The organism is Paenibacillus swuensis (assembly GCF_001644605.1).
Lineage (GTDB): Bacteria > Bacillota > Bacilli > Paenibacillales > DY6 > Paenibacillus_N > Paenibacillus_N swuensis.
This window is the reverse complement of the sequence record NZ_CP011388.1, coordinates 3,263,644-3,280,489: the sequence shown is the minus strand read 5'-3', so window position 1 is coordinate 3,280,489 and position 16,846 is coordinate 3,263,644. Positions and strand designations below refer to the sequence as shown.

The window sequence follows — 16,846 nt, the reverse complement described above, 5'->3', positions numbered from 1 at the left end:
ACTTCGTAAGCATAAGCTGAGTTTTGCTTCGTTTCCAAACAAAAAAACCTCTGCCCCTAGCGTAATCGCTAGGGACGAGGTTTGATTCCCGTGGTACCACCCTAGTTAGCAGAAGGCATTCTTTGCCCCTACTCACTCTAACCCTTAACGCGGGTGAAACGTTCCGGCTTATCTATTTGCGTGTATACGCAAACTTTGGGCCGTAAGACTCCGAGGCGAGATCCTGCTTCGACCAACAGCGGCTTACACCAATACACCGCTTCTCTGAAGATGGTGACGAAACTCGGGCTCCTCATCAACGCCTGACTATTCAAACAGATATTACAAATTATATGTAATAATACAAGTCCATGTCAAGCTGCTCACTTGACTGCCACAAAGAACACTCGATCCGATTCCTCCGTAGGCGCCTCAAACTTGAAATCCGCATACATCCGCACCTCGCGAAAGCCCGCTTCTTTTAACTGCAGCTCCAACCATTTCAAGGCATATGCGCGCTGGGTATGAACCTCATCCACACGCCTAAATAACCCCGATGAACCCGGTTCCTCCGCAAAAATGGTAAGCTCATGCTCAATCTGCATCAAATCTTCCAAGTAATCGCAAGTCCAAATATAAGCGACATCCTCCAGATTGAGCATAAACGGCTGACTCTCATAATATCGGCGAAGCTGGTTCGGATGATGCACATCAAACAGGAACATCCCGCCTTCTTTCAGACCTTCATAGGATTGGCGAAAAGCAGAAACCACATCTTCCTCTTCAAGCAGATAGTTGAGGCAGTCGCAAAAAGAAATGACGGCATCAACAGGTTCAGCCAGCTTCCACTCCCTCATATCTTGTTGCAACCAGCGAATCTGTTCAGAGGGGATGCCTTGTTCCAACTGTTTGTGACCGGCCACGGCCAACATATCTTCGGACAGGTCAATACCTGTTATGCGATAGCCGGCTTTAGCCAAAGGAATCGTGACACTACCTGTTCCGCATCCCAAATCTACGACGTGTTTGGGGATAACAGAATGAGAAAAGTTCACATGGGGTTGTCCTTCGACATGACCGAGCAAATCCGACAACTGACGTGTCCAGCAAGTCTGCGCCCATTCGACCCATTCCGGATAAGGCATATCCTCCATAAGCCGGTCGTAAACATAGGCGAATTGGCCATAAGACATCGGGAGGCACTTCCTTTCCATGATTTGCTGAAACCAGTATACGATTAAGGAAAGAATTTTCTTTCATTTGCATCTCTTTTACGCTACTCTCTACTCCTGCTCACTCTCGCCCGGTTCCTGATTCGCTCCCTGCCCGGCTTGCTCCCGGTTCGCTGTTAAGTACGTCCAGCTGCCCTCCTGATATACCAAGCCTTCCTTCATCAGCTTCCCTACGGCCCGCTTAAAAGCCGACTTGCTTATACCGAAGCGCGTCTGGATCAAATCCGCCGCCGTTGCGTCGGAATACGGCATGCCGCCGTTCGGACGCTCCTTGATGAACGCGAGCAGAAGCTCCGCGTCATCATCCCGGCCGACTTCCTTCGGCTGCTTCATCGATAGGTTCACGCGTCCGTCCTCACGAATAAAGGCAACACGCACCTTCACGCGCTCACCGAGGCGCGGTAAACCTACACGCTCCGAGGCATGAATCATGCCGATCGCGCCAAAACCAAGCACGCCGCCTTCCACGACGACGAAAGTGCCCATCTGCAGAGGCTTGTACACGACAGCCTCCATCCATTGGCCCTTCCACGAGGAAGGCGCGTGAAAGCAGCGCTCTATCAGCTCGTCCTCGGTTGCTAGCTTGGCTAGCAAGCGCCCTTGCTTGTCATGCCCCATGACGGCATAGACATGGTCCCCGATAAGCGGGCGCAGCTCATGCAACTCCGGCAGCTGTCGGTTAGGCAGAAGCATCTGACGGCCCAACCCCATCTCAAGGAAGCAGCCTAGCCGCGGATGAATGTCAGCTACTTGCAGCAGCGCCATCTCTCCCAGCGTAAGCACGGGTCTGCGCATCGTTGCCATCATCCGGTCATCGGTATCGTGGTGGATGAAAACTTCAACATTGTCGCCTACCCGAACTTTCGTATTCGCATCAGAGTAAGGCATGAGCAGTTCCTCTTCGCCGTCCCCCACAAAAAAACCGAAAGGTGAAACCTCACGGTTCACCTTTAGCTTAACGATTGTGCCTGCTGTCAGACTCATGCGAGCTCAACCACCTTCGCATCTGACCAGAGACGCTCGATGTTGTAGTATTCACGCTCATCCCGGTGGAACACATGGACAACCACGTCGCCCAGATCAATCAGCACCCAACGACCTGTATCCGTACCTTCAACGCCGCGCAAAGCTACCCCGACACTGTCGGCTTGCTTCTTGATTTCCGTAGTAATCGCGTTTACTTGCGTGTCGGAATTCCCGTGGCAAATGACGAAATAGTCCGCGACCAAGGAAATGCCCTCCAAGTTTAACGCAACGACATTCATTGCTTTTTTATCTTCCGCCGCTCTTACCACAGCTTCGAGTAATTGTTCTGAAGTTGCTGCCATGCCTATTCCTCCTTAGATGTTCTTACTTCTGTAATTAATGAGTTTCGAGCTTCAACGGTTGATGGTAAAATACGCTTATTTTTGGACACCAGCAACCCGATCGTCGAATCAAATCCCGCGACTAAAGCGAGGTTTAAATTCTCCTCAGCCAGCTCCCGAATGCGGTCCACTCCCGGAAAATCCCGCCCGGGCTCCATATAGTCCGCAAGACAGACAATCCGGTCCAGCAACGTCATATCCGCCCGTCCGGAGGTATGGTAGCGTATCGCGTCCAACACTTCTTCATCCTCAATGCCAAAATCGCGCTGTACCGCGTAAGCCCCTACCGGTGCATGCCAAAGTTCTTTATCAAATTCCAACAGTTCGTGCGGCAAGCCTTGTTCGCGGATAACGGCTTCCATTCGGTCTGTCGGCCAATATTTGGCATAATCATGCAACAATGCTGCTAAATCCGCCTTATGCGGATCACCGCCAAACCTCTGGGCCAAAGTGACGGCCGTTTCCATGACGCCCAACGTATGTTTCCACCGTTTCAGAGGCATCGCGCCTTCAACCGCTTTCATCATTGCTTCCCGTGTGATGCTATGCATACAACCCATTCTCCTCCATATAACGCTCCACGTTTGCCGGTACCAGATAGGTCACCGGCTTCCCCTTTGCGCGTCGCTCCCGAATCTCCGTGGATGATAGCTCAATAACAGGCATCGGCACCAAAGTAACCGCAGCGCGAATGTTCTCCGGCAACGCCTCAAGCGAAGCGGAATATCCTTTACGCTGAAGTCCGATAAATCCGATGCGGGTTGCCAACTCGTCAATCCGGTACCATTTGGGCAAAAACTGTATCATATCCGCCCCAACAATGTAATAGAACCGGTCATCGGGATGGTCTTGCTGCAGTCGGCACACGGTGTCATATGAATAGGAAACACCCTCCCGGCGCAACTCCGCATCCGAGACACAGAACCGATTCGAGCCTGAAACGGCTAACTGAACCATATCCCGTCTTTGTTCCGGAGTCGTTCCCGCAGGCGCGGGTTTGTGAGGCGGGGTATGTGTCGGCATGAACCAAATCTGATCCAACTCCATCCCTTCACAAGCTCGCTGCGCCGCAATCAAGTGGCCGAGATGAATCGGATTAAACGTACCGCCCATAATCCCGATGCGCATCATACGTACCTCCGGCTTATAATCTGCTCGCTCTTGGCAATTCCAGCTTTTTGTGATCCTTGGATTCCTTATATAGAACGATGGTGCGTCCGATAACTTGAACCAATTCAGAATCCGATCCTTCAGCCAATTGCTGTGCGATCTCATCCCGGTCATCCGCGCATGTTTGCAAAATGTTGATTTTCATAAGCTCGCGCTTTTCAATCGCTTCCACAATATGTTTAATGAGCTGGTCGTTGACCCCTTCTTTACCTACTTGAAAAGTAGGTGTTAAGTGATGCGCTTCCGCTCTCAAAAAACGTTTCTGTTTACCTGTTAACATGTAATTACCCCAATTCTTCTATTTTCATGAACGGCTAAGGGAAGTTAATACAATGTCTCGCATCGCTTCCACCGGCGCCTTCTTGCCCGTCCAGTATTCAAAAGCGCAGGCCCCCTGATAAATAAACATGCCCAGTCCGCCATGCGTTCGACAACCTGCGGCCTTCGCTTCCCTTAACCATCGCGTTTCCAAAGGATTGTAAATCAGGTCGCTGACCGTCATTCCTTCTTGCAGCCAATCCAAAGCGATCGGAACTTCGTCCAGATTCGGATGCATACCTACGGAAGTCGTGTTTACGACAAGATCGATCTTTCCTTTAATGTTTTCTAATTGATCTAATCCCATTCCTTCGGAGGAAACAAGGGGATACAAGTTCTGGGCCAGTTGAGCGGCTTTATCGGCTGTACGGTTTACGATATACATATGCCGGGGATTTTCCTTGGCCAACGCGTATGCAACGCCTTTTGCCGCGCCGCCGGCACCGATAATTACAATGTTGGAACCCTCAAGACGGATTCCCGTTTCCTCTTTCAAGGAACGAACATAGCCGATTCCATCGGTATTATATCCAATCAAACGTCCGCTTTCGTTCACTATGGTATTGACGGCCCCGATAAAACGGGCGCCTTCATCAATTTCGTCCAGATAAGCCATGACATTCACCTTATGCGGGATGGTCACATTAACCCCACGAAAACCGAGAGCCCGAATTCCTAATACCGCGGCTTCAAGTTCATCCGGCTTTACATGAAACGCAGCGTATGCTCCGTTAACGCCCGTTTCCCGAAAGGCGCAATTCAACATGAGCGGCGAGCGGGAATGACGCACCGGATCGCCGAATACGCCATATAACACTGTATTGCTGTCCATTCTCCCTTGATCCCCATTTAACATCACTGAAACGCTCCCCCTTGTGCTTGAAGCAAACTACACTAAATCAATGCGTCCCTCAAAAGCACTTTAATCCCTTTCGGCGCATGCACTTCAAGTAATGCTCCCAAATCACTGTTCACCCGAATCCAGCCGATGCCCGAAATGAAAATGTCCGACTCACTGCCCTTAGGCACGCGAATTTGGTGCTTCGTCCATTTCGGCAGGTCTTCCAGCTCATCCTTGGACGGCGGCTGCAACATGACTCCCGCATGATTGGCGTAAAGTTCATCCGCTTTCTCAAGCTTTGTACGATGAATTTGCAACGCATTGGATACATAACAAGTAAACGACTGACGCTCGCCTTTCAAGAAATCGAAGCGCGCCAAAGCTCCGAAGAACAAGGACTGTTCTTCATTTAACTGAAACACAATCGGTTTGATGGGCTTGTCCGGCATAATGGTGCCCAAATCCTTACGCGAGACCAATTCCGTCATACGGGAGGTATACACGATCCCAGGCGTATCAATGATATGTTTGCCGTCATCCAGCGGAATTTCCACCAGATCCAATGTGGTGCCCGGATACCGCGATGTGGTCAGCTCCGCGTCTAAGTCACTGTAACCTTGAATCAAACGGTTAATCAGCGTGGATTTCCCGACATTCGTAGCGCCCACTACATACACATCCCTGCCCTGACGGTGTGTGTCGAGCACTTCAATTACCTTGTCAAAGCCCATATTTCGTTTGGCGCTGCAAAGGACGATATCGACAACTTTCAGCCCTTGCTCCTTGGCCTGCTTGCGCACCCAGTTCACAATTCGGTTCATGTTCATACCGCGGGGCAGCAAATCAATTTTGTTCACAGCCAGAACGACGGGATTGTTTCCGATAAAGCGCTGTAACCCCCCGACTATGCTGCCTTCAAAATCAAAAATATCCACAATATTAACGACCAGCGCCTGTTTCTCCGCGACATGGCCGAGGATCTTCAGAAACTCCCCTTGATCCAAGGTGATGTTTGCCGCTTCATTGTAATTTTTGATTCTAAAACAGCGTTGGCAGATGACCGGCTCACGATCCAGCGCCTGCTCCGGTATGTAACCAAGCTTGGAAGCATCCGTTGTTTGTAATTTAACACCGCATCCCGAACAGGATGTGGCGGTATTTTGTCCTTCTCTAGTTGCCATTAATGGCCCTCCCTGGGGTTTTTACCTTTTTTGCTTAGATTGGATAGTGCGAGACGTTCAATATTTCGATTAAATACTTTGGTGAAAAAGCCTTCATCCGGCAGCGAAATGGGTGCCACGAGAATGGTGTACATGCCAATTCTTTTGCCTCCCAGCACATCTGTTAGCATCTGATCGCCGATAACGACAGTTTGCCCAGGTTCCAGCTCCATCAATTGCAGCGCTTTACGGAAAGCACGCGTGGATGGCTTGCGGGCGGCATGGATAAACGGAATGTCCAACGGACTTGAGAACGCATGCACGCGACCGTGCGAGTTATTGGATACAATCGTCACTTTGAAGCCTAACCGCTTCAGACCTGCGAGCCATTCCACCAATTCGGGAGTGGCTAACGGATCCCGGGCGCCTACCAGCGTGTTGTCCAAGTCGGTAATAATGCCTTTAATCCCTTGCTTGATCAGGGAGTCCAAATCGATATCATAAATGGATTTCACGCTCAAATGCGGTAAAAGCCGTTCAAACAATGTCGTCACCTCTGGGGTTTGTCTTACGTCAGATAATACCATATCAGCCCATTTTCATGCAAAAAGCGGACGATGTCGAAAACATCATCATACTTCATGGATGGAAAGAATGTAAAGGAGATTAAAGATTAAAGATTAAAGATTAAAGTGACATGGGAGTTCATCTGGCGCATGGGGAGGGAAGGGGGTGTGGTTACAACCGCTCTTGACTTCATGTTCCTTGGATTAGGTTAGGTCGTTGGAACACGAAGTCAAAGGCTAAGAGCTTTCGTAAGAAAGCTGGCATCGGAAGAAACTGCTTAAACTTTCCACCTCACCCCCGTTCCCTCTTCTATTCTACTTTCAGGATAGAGTGACTTTATAATCTTCCGTAAGTTTGTGGGGTAGGGAAAGAGCCCATCTCTAGATCGATGGGCTTTTTCTGGGGAAGGAAATGTATACTCCGGAACTTGGGTAACTACCTTGGAACCGAAGTTACCGGAGCATTTTAGGTACACCCATGAATATTTCTCTTATATTGGGCATATTAAAGAAAACCTAAGCGACTCCCCCTGATTTACAAGCATATAATTGTGGTGATATGATAAGTATAGAAGTAGGAGAGAGTGGCCCACACCACTCCCCCGACACAATTGTGAGCGGGAACCTCCATCCATGTCAGTGATAGTCCGCGCAGGGGCCAACCGGAGCGGACTATTTTCGTTTCTTCAAGTATGTTAATAACGCGAGAATGAACATCCCCAACATCATCACTTCCGAGTAAGTAAACGTCATACGCATCACCTCCATCCGGAGGCGATACTTCCCTACTCAAGTCAAATGTGCATCTGTATTATGTCATTTTACTTAAAGTACTGAACAGTTACTGGCAATGTTAATCATTCCTCCATCCTATTATTTTACTGTTCTGTCGCGATCTGATCACAGTAATCGCATTTATTAGAATGGTTACAATCAGAAGGAATGCGGCTGACACAACGGCATCTCCGATGTACGTAGGAGCGCCCCAATCCCTTCCTATCCTAGTCACCCTTATGATTCTCAGAATCACCGGACTTCATCTTGAAATCTTTGAGAGAGTCCAGTTTGGCGCGGGAGGTTCCCAATGAGGCTGTGCGGGATGACTGTTCACGCAAAGATTGAGACAACGGGGGCACAAAATGCGATTCATATAAAGCCTCAGCGATATCCAAGATACGGCCCACGGCAAAGAAGAGTACGCCTGAGCTGATTCCGATAAATATAGAAAACAAGGCAGCCATGGTGGAATCCTGCTGGAATCCGGTAATTATACCTATAATAATTAAAATTACACCTGTTCCCCTTAACAAAATACTCATTACATCACTCCTGACTAAACGATTACTAAGAATATATGTGATTTAGAAAAAATAAAGTAACGATTTTCTCTCCTGCACTCCGCCGGGGACACATTAGAGAAAATCGTTACTTATTTGCCTAGATTGTATGTGGAAGGTTATTTCATCGCGGTCCGTAAAGACTGGATGGAGCCCAAGGCTGCATGCAGTTCTTCGTCGGAAAGCACCGCGGGACTATACTTTGCCTTCTCGAATAAAGGCAACAGCGCGAGCAAGTCCTTCTCGAGCCAGCTGTACTCGCGGCTCCAGCGCGCAACCGTCTCACGCGCGGTTTCATGTTCCCCGCGCGGGTAGCCCTTCCTCCTCGCGAAGCGGAGGTAGCGCTCGAACTCGGCCACCACGCGCTGGTTGGCCCGATCCTGCGCAGGTCCGCGCTTAGCGCCAAGCTTCTCCGCAATGGCATCGCGGTAGAAATAGGCGGCCGCGCCGGCCAGCGCCAGCAAGAGCAGCAGCGCCGCCACACTGATCCATGCGGCTTTCGGCCAAGCGGAAGTTTCTTCAACAACCGGCGTTACAGCCTCCGGTGTTTCCTCAACTTCCGGCGTTACGGCCGTTTCCTCCGGCATCGGAAGCGGCATGGAGAAGCCGGCTGTCGGCTCGAACGGAATCCATCCATAGCCTTCCAGGTAAATCTCCACCCAAGAATGCGCGTCCGAGTTCCGCACCGTATATTCGCGTTCCCCGTCAACATCCGCTAACGCCTCAGGGGGAACCGTACCTCTGATGTCATAGCTCTCGATCGGGGTGGTCCCCGACGCGTAGCCCTTTACCCAACGAGCGGGTAAACCGACCGAGCGGGACAGAACCGCCATCGCCGTGGAGAAATAATCGCAATACCCTTCTTTCATTTCAAAAAGGAATCCATCCACGAAATCATAACTTTTCGCTTTTGCTACATCCGGTTTAGGATTATAAGCATACGTTATGCTCAAATACGTTTCGATAGCTTTCGCTTGGTCATAGGGATTCTTCGCATCTTTGACGATTTCCTTTGCCAACTTGTCGACCCGGTCCGGCAGGATGCGGGGCAGTTCCAAGTACGGCTGCAACTCCTCCCCGGGGTTGGTCAGGAAAGGAACTTTCCGGAGCGCCGCCTCATCGATAATCGGCACCTGGGAAACCACTTCATATGAAGCTGGGTAACCCGGCGCATACCAGCGAAGCTCCTCTTCGCGGGGAATCCAGGTAATCCTAAGGTTTTCTTTACTGGTAACGGACGTATCTTCATCTACCATCCGCTCCAAGCCCTTCGCCCCGAATAATATAGGCTTATGCGGCTTCAGCATAGCAAAGCGTTGAACAACCTCTTCCGTCTCCAGTTTGGAAGCATTGAATCCGCTGTATTTGGGAAGCTCAGTGTTGAAACCAGTTAAGTCCCTGTCCCCCTCATCACTGCCCTTCTTCCAGCCTTTACCGGTGTAATTCGACTTTGTCTCCCCGCGCCAGTAACTCTTGGCGGAGGAGGTCACCGTCATGACCGGTTCAAAGCTATAGTCGAAGCCGCCGCCCAGTTTCTCGTCATTTCGGCTGTAGCCGGACTTGGTGTTGGACTTCTTCGTTGTTTCGCTCACCTTCGAATCCGGGTTGCTGCCTTCCGTTTTACCGCTGCCGCCTACGGGTTCCCCTTTAGCATGTTGCCACGCTGTATAGGGATCGGTGAGTACCGGACTCAACGTGGGAGCCGCGAATCCCGCACTCAGTACGATAACGCCCGTAAGCACAATCGGCAGCAAAATTCTCATAGGTTTACGCAACATGGCTTGCCAAGACACAGGATGCTTCTTTTGCAAATCCGCATAATGTCTGACTATTAACATGCACAGCCCCGAGCCCAGCACGATCGCGATCTGATCCCATAACTGCAGCGGGGAAAAAGAGTCCATGATGGCAAAAGCGAACAAACTGAACAAGATAAAACAAAATAACCTATACTGAGTAGTTAATCCCCGCAGCAATGAACCATAGATTGCCCAAACCGCCAATACATACCAGATAAAGGGATCCATAATGCCTAAATTATATTGCAAAAGCTCCATCCTGCCCGCCATACCGTCTGCGACATAGCTCCAGGGCAGGAAGCCCTCCAGCCATATAAAATGAGCGGCGATAATACCGACCAATTGCAACAACACCCTGACAGGTGCCGGCACAAGGGTTAAGAGTTCCAGCACTAGCGTAAGTCCGATCGCGAAGAAAGAAAGGTAAACGGTATCTTTCAGCCAATACTCATCGAACCAAATAATAAATTGCACAAGAATCAAGCCGATAAACAAAGCATTTAATTGATGCGGCCAAGAGCGCTTCTCTTCCTTGACTGAAGCTATGCCCGTAACGGATGTTGACAATCCTGCGCTTGATTTGCGATTCTTTCTGGTCGGAATCATATTCCCCCACCTCCCAAGGCTCCGGGTAAATCTCCTAAGGTGCGAATGGAGTACGAACTGAACCCAGAGCGTCTCAGCATGTTATGCCAAGCCTCCTTGGAGAACATCTCTTCTCCGACATGAATATGACATGGAATCATCTGGCGTTGTTCCAGCCAGCTCAGTGTATCCAGCATGTGCTGGGATTGCACAGGCGAGATGATTACAACGAAGCTCCCGCGAAATTCCTGGGTTAACCGTTCTTTCAGCACCGTACTTAACAGCTGGACACCATCCGCCTCCACACCGATCAGGTGATCATTCAGCGAGCGGTGAATACCCTTGCTCTGCTTCGGTTCCACAATGGTGGCGCTCTTTCCGGCTGAAATCAGTCCTACGGACAAATCCTTCTGCGCGCTGTAGTCCACAATGGATGCGGCCACGGATACGGCAAGCTCGAAAGTATCCGTGCCGGTATAGGAACTATGGCTTCGATCCAACACCAACACCGTTCTCGGGCGAGCTTCCCTTTCAAACTCTTTGGATTTCCACGTGCCTGTCTTGGCCGTAGCATTCCAGTGAATTCGGGAAAGCTTATCCCCGTATATATATTCACGCACACCGTTAATTTGTGTTGTCTCCCTCACCGCCCTAGTCGCGGCAGAATGCTGCAGATGTCCGCGCACAGCCCGGTCCAGACTCCGCCATTCTTTAATATGAACCGTTTGGGGAAGAACGCTGAACTGCTGTTCCGAAGGCAGAAGTCCTTCATGAGAAAACAACCCGAAGACATCCTTGACGACACATTCGGTATTCATATAGCTGTAACGGCCGCGCAACAGCGGGGGCGTACGGTACGCAATCTCTCCGTTTCGCTTCCAATCCATGGCGGCCGCGTTCTCGAAGATCCATTCATCCCCATTTTGCCGGAGAAGCTTGTCTTTGAGCAGTACGTAAGGAATCGGCCAATACCCGGGCACATGAACCTGCAGTTTGATTTCCACTTGGGTCCCTGCAGCAACCGGTTCATGCCCCGCTCCGGTTACCGTCCGTTTGCCTTGAACGGATTGGATGCCGCTAAACCGCCCCAATGCGATATAGGCCATCAATACGCATAATACGATAAAGAGCATGGATGAAACTTTGCCGCCCTGCAACAGAACGAAGAGCAGGCTGGACAGCAGGCAAATCCCGGCCGCCCAGAACTTGGCCGAATAACGCGCGCTCATACTATCGCTCCAATCTTACAGGCACCTTAACCTGTTCCAGGATCGACTGCAGTACCGAGTCCACGGTTGCGCCGTTAATTCGCGCTTCGGTATGCAACATGAGGCGATGCCCCAACACGTAAGGGGTCAGCGCCTTAATATCATCGGGCAGCACGAAGGTTCTCTCGTGTATATAAGCATACGCCTTCACGGCATGAAACAGGGCGATGGTTGCCCGCGGGCTGGCTCCCAGCAATACCGAAGGATGCTCCCTGGTCCTGCGTGTGACAGCCACAAGATAATCCGCTACGGCGTCATCCAAATGCACCGACTTCACCTGTTCCTGCATTTCACGCACACGCTGAGCGTCTGTAACCGCCTTAACCAGATCCAGGGGATGGGTTTGCTGCTGGGATTGAAGCATCTTGAGCTCGGAAGCGGCATCGGGATAGCCCAAGCTGAGCTTCACCATAAACCGATCCAGTTGCGCCTCGGGCAATGCGTACGTCCCCTCGAAATCAATCGGATTTTGTGTAGCGAACAATAGGAACGGCTTAGGCAATTCATAGGTCTCGCCATCGACCGTTACACTATGCTCCTCCATCGATTCCAACAAGGCCGATTGGGTTTTCGTTGTCGCCCGGTTAATTTCGTCCGCCAGTAGAATGTTGGTCATGACCGGGCCCGCCCGGAAAATGAACGTTTCTTGCTTTGGATGATATATGGAAACGCCTGTAATATCGGTAGGAAGCAGATCGGGGTTACATTGAATCCGTCTGAATTGCCCTTGAATTGATTTGGCCAACGCTTTCACCAGCACCGTCTTACCTGTGCCAGGCACATCTTCTAACAAGACATGCCCGCCGGCCAGCAAAGCGGTCAGCATCATGTTGATTTCATCGGTTTTGCCAAGAATACAAGTTTGTAATACGTTGCGAATGTTACGCAGAATTGCATAATTCTCCATATAAGATGATTCCATAACGACAGTCCCTCCAGGGAAGATAGTGTATTCGTTTCATATGCAACTATTATAAATCATTTACAAGAAAATTTGTGAAAATCTGTATGACGAAAAAAAGACCCTCCGCAGACCGGAAGGCCATATATTATTAACGTATTGGGTTGCAAAAGGTTTCAGCCTTTCGGTTTAAATACCAACGCCGCCAGGAAGGAGAAGATAATCGCGGAAGAAATACCCCCGCTCGTAATTTTGAATATCCCGGTAATGACACCAATCCATCCGCTTTCGTTAAGCTCCGTAATCGCTCCGTGCACCAGCGCGTTTCCGAAGCTTGTAATTGGGACTGTTGCCCCGGCTCCCGCAAATTTAACGAGAGGCTCGTACCAACCTAATCCGTCCACTACAGCTCCGGCTACAACGAGAATACTCATGGCATGACCCGGTGTTCGTTTGAACACATCCATGAGAAGCTGACCGATGACGCATATGGCGCCGCCCACCAAGAAAGCCCACAGAAATTGCATTAATGCACCCCGCTTTCCAAAGCTACAGCATGGGCAATACAAGGAATCGTTTCTTTTTGTTGAACGGAAATGGGAGATAGCAGGGCTCCTGTGGCGACGACCAGCACCCGCTTGAGATCTCCGGAACGTAACCGTTTCAGGATGTGGCCGTAGGTCACAACCGCGGAACAACCGCAACCGCTGCCGCCGGCTTGCACCGCTTGCATCTCAACGTCAAACACCATCAGACCGCAATCATTGAAAATCGTCTCATGCATCGGCACGCCCTGATCTATAAATAAATCCGAAGCGATTCGATGTCCCACTTTAGCCAAATCTCCGGTTACAATGAGATCATAGTAAGCCGGAGTTCGACCGGTATCACGGAAATGAGCAGTAATGGTGTCCACAGCGGCAGGCGCCATAGCCGCACCCATGTTAAACGGATCGGTTATGCCCATATCCACCACCTTACCGATGGTGGCGGCTGTTATAACAGGTCCTTCGCCTTCCCTTGCGACAATCGCCGCGCCGGCTCCGGTTACCGTGTATTGCGCCGTTGGCGGTTTCTGGGAGCCGTACTCCGTCGGATAACGAAACTGCTTCTCAGCCGTGCTGTTATGGCTGCACGTTCCCGCAAGCACATGCCGCGCCGCGCCGCTATCGACAAACTGCGCTGCCAAGGCCAGACTTTCCATGGAGGTGGAACAAGCTCCGAACACGCCTAAATAGGGGATCGACATCGTACGCGCGGCGAAGCTGTTGGATATAATCTGGTTCATCAGATCCCCGCCGATATAGAACTGGATGTCCTCATTGGTGAGCCCCGCCTTGGAGACCGCGATCTCTGCCGCTTTCTCAAGCAAGAGTCTCTCAGTCGTTTCCCAGCTCTTCTTCTCCATACGAAGCTCATCCTGAATATAATCAAAGTCCTCCGCGAGCGGTCCTTTGCCTTCATCAGGCCCGACAACCGCGCTGGAAGATACGATTACAGGACGGTTGGGGAACATCCAGGATTGCTTGCCTGCCAGAGTCATGTATGCTTCACCTCAATCCCGAAGATCAGGTAAATTAAAGCAATGAAGAACGCTGCCACCGTGCCGAACACAATGACGGAACCTGCCAGCTTGAACATATTTCCCCCTACACCAAGCACCAGTCCTTCACTGCGATGTTCAATGGCTGCGGAACTCATCGCATTGGCGAAGCCTGTAACGGGAACGCCCGTACCCGCACCTGCCCATTGCGCGATTTTGTCGTACACCCCAAATCCTGTAAGAAGAACGGAAATGAGAATTAACGTAGCCACGGTAGGACTCCCTGCGTCTTCCTCACTCATGCCAAACCAATGTTGGTACATTTCCATTAACAGTTGTCCGAATACGCAAATGATACCTCCGACGAAGAAGGCAATGATACAGTTTCGAACCACCGGCCGGGAAGGCTCCCTGTCTTTGGCGAACTTCTGGTAATCCTTCTGTTCTTTACTATCTGCAAATGACATGATTCACCTGCTTTCCTTAAGGTTCTGATGATTCCCCTTGTTCCGATATTTCGGAATGATCATCACGCAACAGAAGCTTGATACATTGCTCGGTCTGCCTCCTGAATTGGAGCAACTCCTCGTTGACCGGTCCCTGACCCGCATCGGTTAAATACGCGTTTACGGCCTCCGTACAGGACCGCAGCTCATGCAGTAACCGAACCTGAGGAAGTTCCCCCATACTTTCATCCGGTTTCATATGATATAAATCGAGATACAGCCGGTTGTTGGCATTCAATTGTCCAAGATAGACCTGTTCCTTAGATACTTTACGACGATCCAGCTCCCCCAGAAGCCACTCTTCGGTAATTCCCCTCGGAGCCAAAGTTTTCCTTAAAATTTGACCATCCATAATGACGGTTTGAGGTTCTTGCTCCGGCTGGACATGCATTCCCAACATATGGGGGGTGAGAGTCTGATGCTCTTTTTTGAGCAAAATATTAAATTCGCCGCTGGTCTCCAGCAACGCAAACTCCACATCAGCTACGTTAAACACACTTTTCTTCCTCAGCTGCTCCAATAATTCATCACTGCTATATCGCTCTTTCTTCAGATTTTCTTTCAGGATCACACCGTTTCGGATGAATACCCTGCTTTGTCCTTCAAGCAGATTGCGCACCGTTTTGCTTCTCAGTGCTAACAACTCTACAGCTAATGGAACAAATGCCCAAACACTTAAAGCGATGAACCCGTGGACATAAGAAAATTCCAAGTCGGTAGACATAATGCCCGCTAATTCGCCTAAAGCGATTCCGGTAATGTACTCGAAGAAGGTCAGCTGTGAAATCTGTTTTTTGCCTAGAATCCGGGTAAGTATAAACAATGAGAAGATGGATCCCAATGCCCGAATCAAAATATTCAGCTCATCTGACACCATCAGAACTTCCTTTCAGATAACTGTCTCTTCAGTATTTGCCATCAAGCGTAATGTTATGAATAATGTTACAGGTGAACATGAAAAAGAGCCATACCTTAACGGCATGGCCTTCAACTACGGTTTATTTACGGTTTATATACCGAAAACGAGCAACAACATAATTAACAGGATGAATAGCACCAGGATGACGACCACAGGCGTCTCGTGTTTCATAGTCATACGCGTTAGGCTCCTATCCATTCGGATTTAAGATAGTGTATGCTTCCGCCCTCGCCCTGTAACGCGTACATCCGCCTATCTTTCCGCGATAGCCACGAGTCGTTCCGTCCCGCGCAGATCCTTCAGGCAGCTTACGCCGATGCCGAACATCGCGATTCGCAGCTCCAGCTCGGTCTGCTCGAAACGACGTACGAGCCGCTCTGTCGCATCCGGACCGTCCGCATCCGCCAGCAGCTGACGGCCAAAGCCCGCCAAATCAGCGCCCAGCGCGATGGACTTGGCGGCATCCACGCCTGTGGCGAGCCCGCCGCTCGCGATCAACGTGCCCTGCGGCACCGCCGCACGCACGGCGCGGACGCTCTCGGCGGTGGGGATGCCCCAGCCGGCGAACGCTTCCGCCGCCGCTTGCCGGAGCGGATCGCCCGAGCGATGCTTCTCGACCTGGCTCCAGGAGGTGCCGCCGGCGCCCGCCGCGTCGATAAACCGGACGCCGGCGCCCAGCAGCTTCAGCGCCGTCGCGCCGTCGATGCCCCAGCCAACCTCCTTGACGCCGACAGGCACCTCCAGCACGGAGCAGAGGCGGTCGATCCGGCGAAGCAAGCCGCTGAAATCCGTATCGCCTTCCGGCTGGAACACTTCCTGCATGGAATTCAAATGCAGCACCAATCCATCGGCGTGAACGAGGTCAACCGCACGCCTGGCCTCCTCCGCGCCGAAGCCGTAGTTTAACTGCACCGCGCCGACGTTGGAGAAAATCGGGATATCGGGAGCATATTCGCGAACACGAAATGTGTCCGCCAATTGCTGATTTTCCACCGCCGCCCGGACAGAGCCAACACCCATGGCCCAGCCGCGGTGCTGCGCCGCTTCCGCTAAGGCGCGGTTAATCCGTTCAGCCCGCTTCGTTCCTCCCGTCATGGAGGAGACCACCAGCGGAGCTCGCATCGCCCTTCCAAGGAAGGACGTTTCTGTTGAAATAGCGCTGAACGCCAACTCCGGCAAAGGGTTATGAACGAAGCGATATCGTTCCAAGCCTGTGGTGATGTTCCGGCCTTGTACATCCTCGTTGAGGCATATTTCGATGTGTTGTGATTTCCGTCTCTCGGTTCCTTCCCCGAGCAACCTTAATGCTTCTGCTGGGTCAGGCGTTGTGTAAGTCATATCCGCACCTAATTCCG

General features: G+C 51.0%; 18 protein-coding genes. All 18 read right to left on the bottom strand.

What is annotated here, in order from left to right:
- Positions 1–362 precede the first annotated feature (362 nt).
- Complete coding sequence (locus tag SY83_RS14420) at positions 363–1,172, bottom strand: class I SAM-dependent DNA methyltransferase (protein WP_068607648.1); 810 nt, start codon at positions 1,170–1,172, stop codon at positions 363–365.
- A 90-nt stretch (positions 1,173–1,262) separates the two neighbouring features.
- A complete protein-coding gene (locus tag SY83_RS14415; RefSeq protein ID WP_068607646.1) occupies positions 1,263–2,195 on the bottom strand; it encodes a CvfB family protein in 933 nt (310 codons plus the stop codon).
- Positions 2,192–2,539, bottom strand: a complete 348-nt coding sequence (gene rsfS / locus SY83_RS14410) for a ribosome silencing factor (RefSeq protein ID WP_068607644.1) — start codon at positions 2,537–2,539, stop codon at positions 2,192–2,194. Before rsfS ends, SY83_RS14415 begins: the two co-directional genes overlap by 4 nt.
- A gap of 2 nt (positions 2,540–2,541) precedes the next feature.
- A complete protein-coding gene (gene yqeK, locus SY83_RS14405) occupies positions 2,542–3,129 on the bottom strand; it encodes a bis(5'-nucleosyl)-tetraphosphatase (symmetrical) YqeK (protein ID WP_082882548.1) in 588 nt (195 codons plus the stop codon).
- Positions 3,122–3,706, bottom strand: a complete 585-nt coding sequence (locus tag SY83_RS14400; protein WP_068607642.1) for a nicotinate-nucleotide adenylyltransferase — start codon at positions 3,704–3,706, stop codon at positions 3,122–3,124. The genes yqeK and SY83_RS14400 overlap by 8 nt, the downstream gene beginning before the upstream one ends.
- A 16-nt stretch (positions 3,707–3,722) precedes the next feature.
- On the bottom strand, positions 3,723–4,028 hold the full coding sequence (gene yhbY / locus SY83_RS14395) for a ribosome assembly RNA-binding protein YhbY (RefSeq protein ID WP_068607639.1): 306 nt from the start codon (positions 4,026–4,028) through the stop codon (positions 3,723–3,725).
- A gap of 24 nt (positions 4,029–4,052) precedes the next feature.
- On the bottom strand, positions 4,053–4,898 hold the full coding sequence (gene aroE, locus SY83_RS14390) for a shikimate dehydrogenase (RefSeq protein WP_082882764.1): 846 nt from the start codon (positions 4,896–4,898) through the stop codon (positions 4,053–4,055).
- A 62-nt stretch (positions 4,899–4,960) separates the two neighbouring features.
- On the bottom strand, positions 4,961–6,088 hold the full coding sequence (yqeH, locus tag SY83_RS14385) for a ribosome biogenesis GTPase YqeH (RefSeq protein WP_068607635.1): 1,128 nt from the start codon (positions 6,086–6,088) through the stop codon (positions 4,961–4,963).
- Complete coding sequence (locus SY83_RS14380; RefSeq protein WP_068607633.1) at positions 6,088–6,612, bottom strand: YqeG family HAD IIIA-type phosphatase; 525 nt, start codon at positions 6,610–6,612, stop codon at positions 6,088–6,090. Before SY83_RS14380 ends, yqeH begins: the two co-directional genes overlap by 1 nt.
- Positions 6,613–7,634: 1,022 nt before the next feature.
- A complete protein-coding gene (locus SY83_RS14375) occupies positions 7,635–7,952 on the bottom strand; it encodes a hypothetical protein (protein WP_068607631.1) in 318 nt (105 codons plus the stop codon).
- Positions 7,953–8,089: 137 nt separating this feature from the next.
- On the bottom strand, positions 8,090–10,375 hold the full coding sequence (locus SY83_RS14370) for a transglutaminase TgpA family protein (protein WP_082882546.1): 2,286 nt from the start codon (positions 10,373–10,375) through the stop codon (positions 8,090–8,092).
- A complete protein-coding gene (locus SY83_RS14365) occupies positions 10,372–11,583 on the bottom strand; it encodes a DUF58 domain-containing protein (protein WP_068607629.1) in 1,212 nt (403 codons plus the stop codon). The genes SY83_RS14370 and SY83_RS14365 overlap by 4 nt, the downstream gene beginning before the upstream one ends.
- Position 11,584: 1 nt before the next feature.
- Complete coding sequence (locus SY83_RS14360) at positions 11,585–12,544, bottom strand: AAA family ATPase (protein WP_068607627.1); 960 nt, start codon at positions 12,542–12,544, stop codon at positions 11,585–11,587.
- 155 nt (positions 12,545–12,699) lie between these two features.
- Entirely contained in the window at positions 12,700–13,050 is a 351-nt protein-coding gene (spoVAE, locus tag SY83_RS14355; protein ID WP_068607625.1) for a stage V sporulation protein AE, read from the bottom strand.
- Entirely contained in the window at positions 13,050–14,066 is a 1,017-nt protein-coding gene (gene spoVAD, locus SY83_RS14350; RefSeq protein ID WP_068607622.1) for a stage V sporulation protein AD, read from the bottom strand. The genes spoVAE and spoVAD overlap by 1 nt, the downstream gene beginning before the upstream one ends.
- Positions 14,063–14,533: a stage V sporulation protein AC gene (gene spoVAC, locus SY83_RS14345; protein WP_068607620.1), complete on the bottom strand. Its 471-nt coding sequence runs from the start codon at positions 14,531–14,533 to the stop codon at positions 14,063–14,065. The genes spoVAD and spoVAC overlap by 4 nt, the downstream gene beginning before the upstream one ends.
- Positions 14,534–14,549: 16 nt before the next feature.
- Positions 14,550–15,446, bottom strand: a complete 897-nt coding sequence (locus SY83_RS14340; protein ID WP_197479864.1) for a DUF421 domain-containing protein — start codon at positions 15,444–15,446, stop codon at positions 14,550–14,552.
- A gap of 297 nt (positions 15,447–15,743) precedes the next feature.
- The gene (gene fni / locus SY83_RS14335) at positions 15,744–16,829 is read right to left on the bottom strand and encodes a type 2 isopentenyl-diphosphate Delta-isomerase (RefSeq protein ID WP_068607617.1); all 1,086 of its coding nucleotides are present in this window, start codon (positions 16,827–16,829) and stop codon (positions 15,744–15,746) included.
- Positions 16,830–16,846 lie beyond the last annotated feature (17 nt).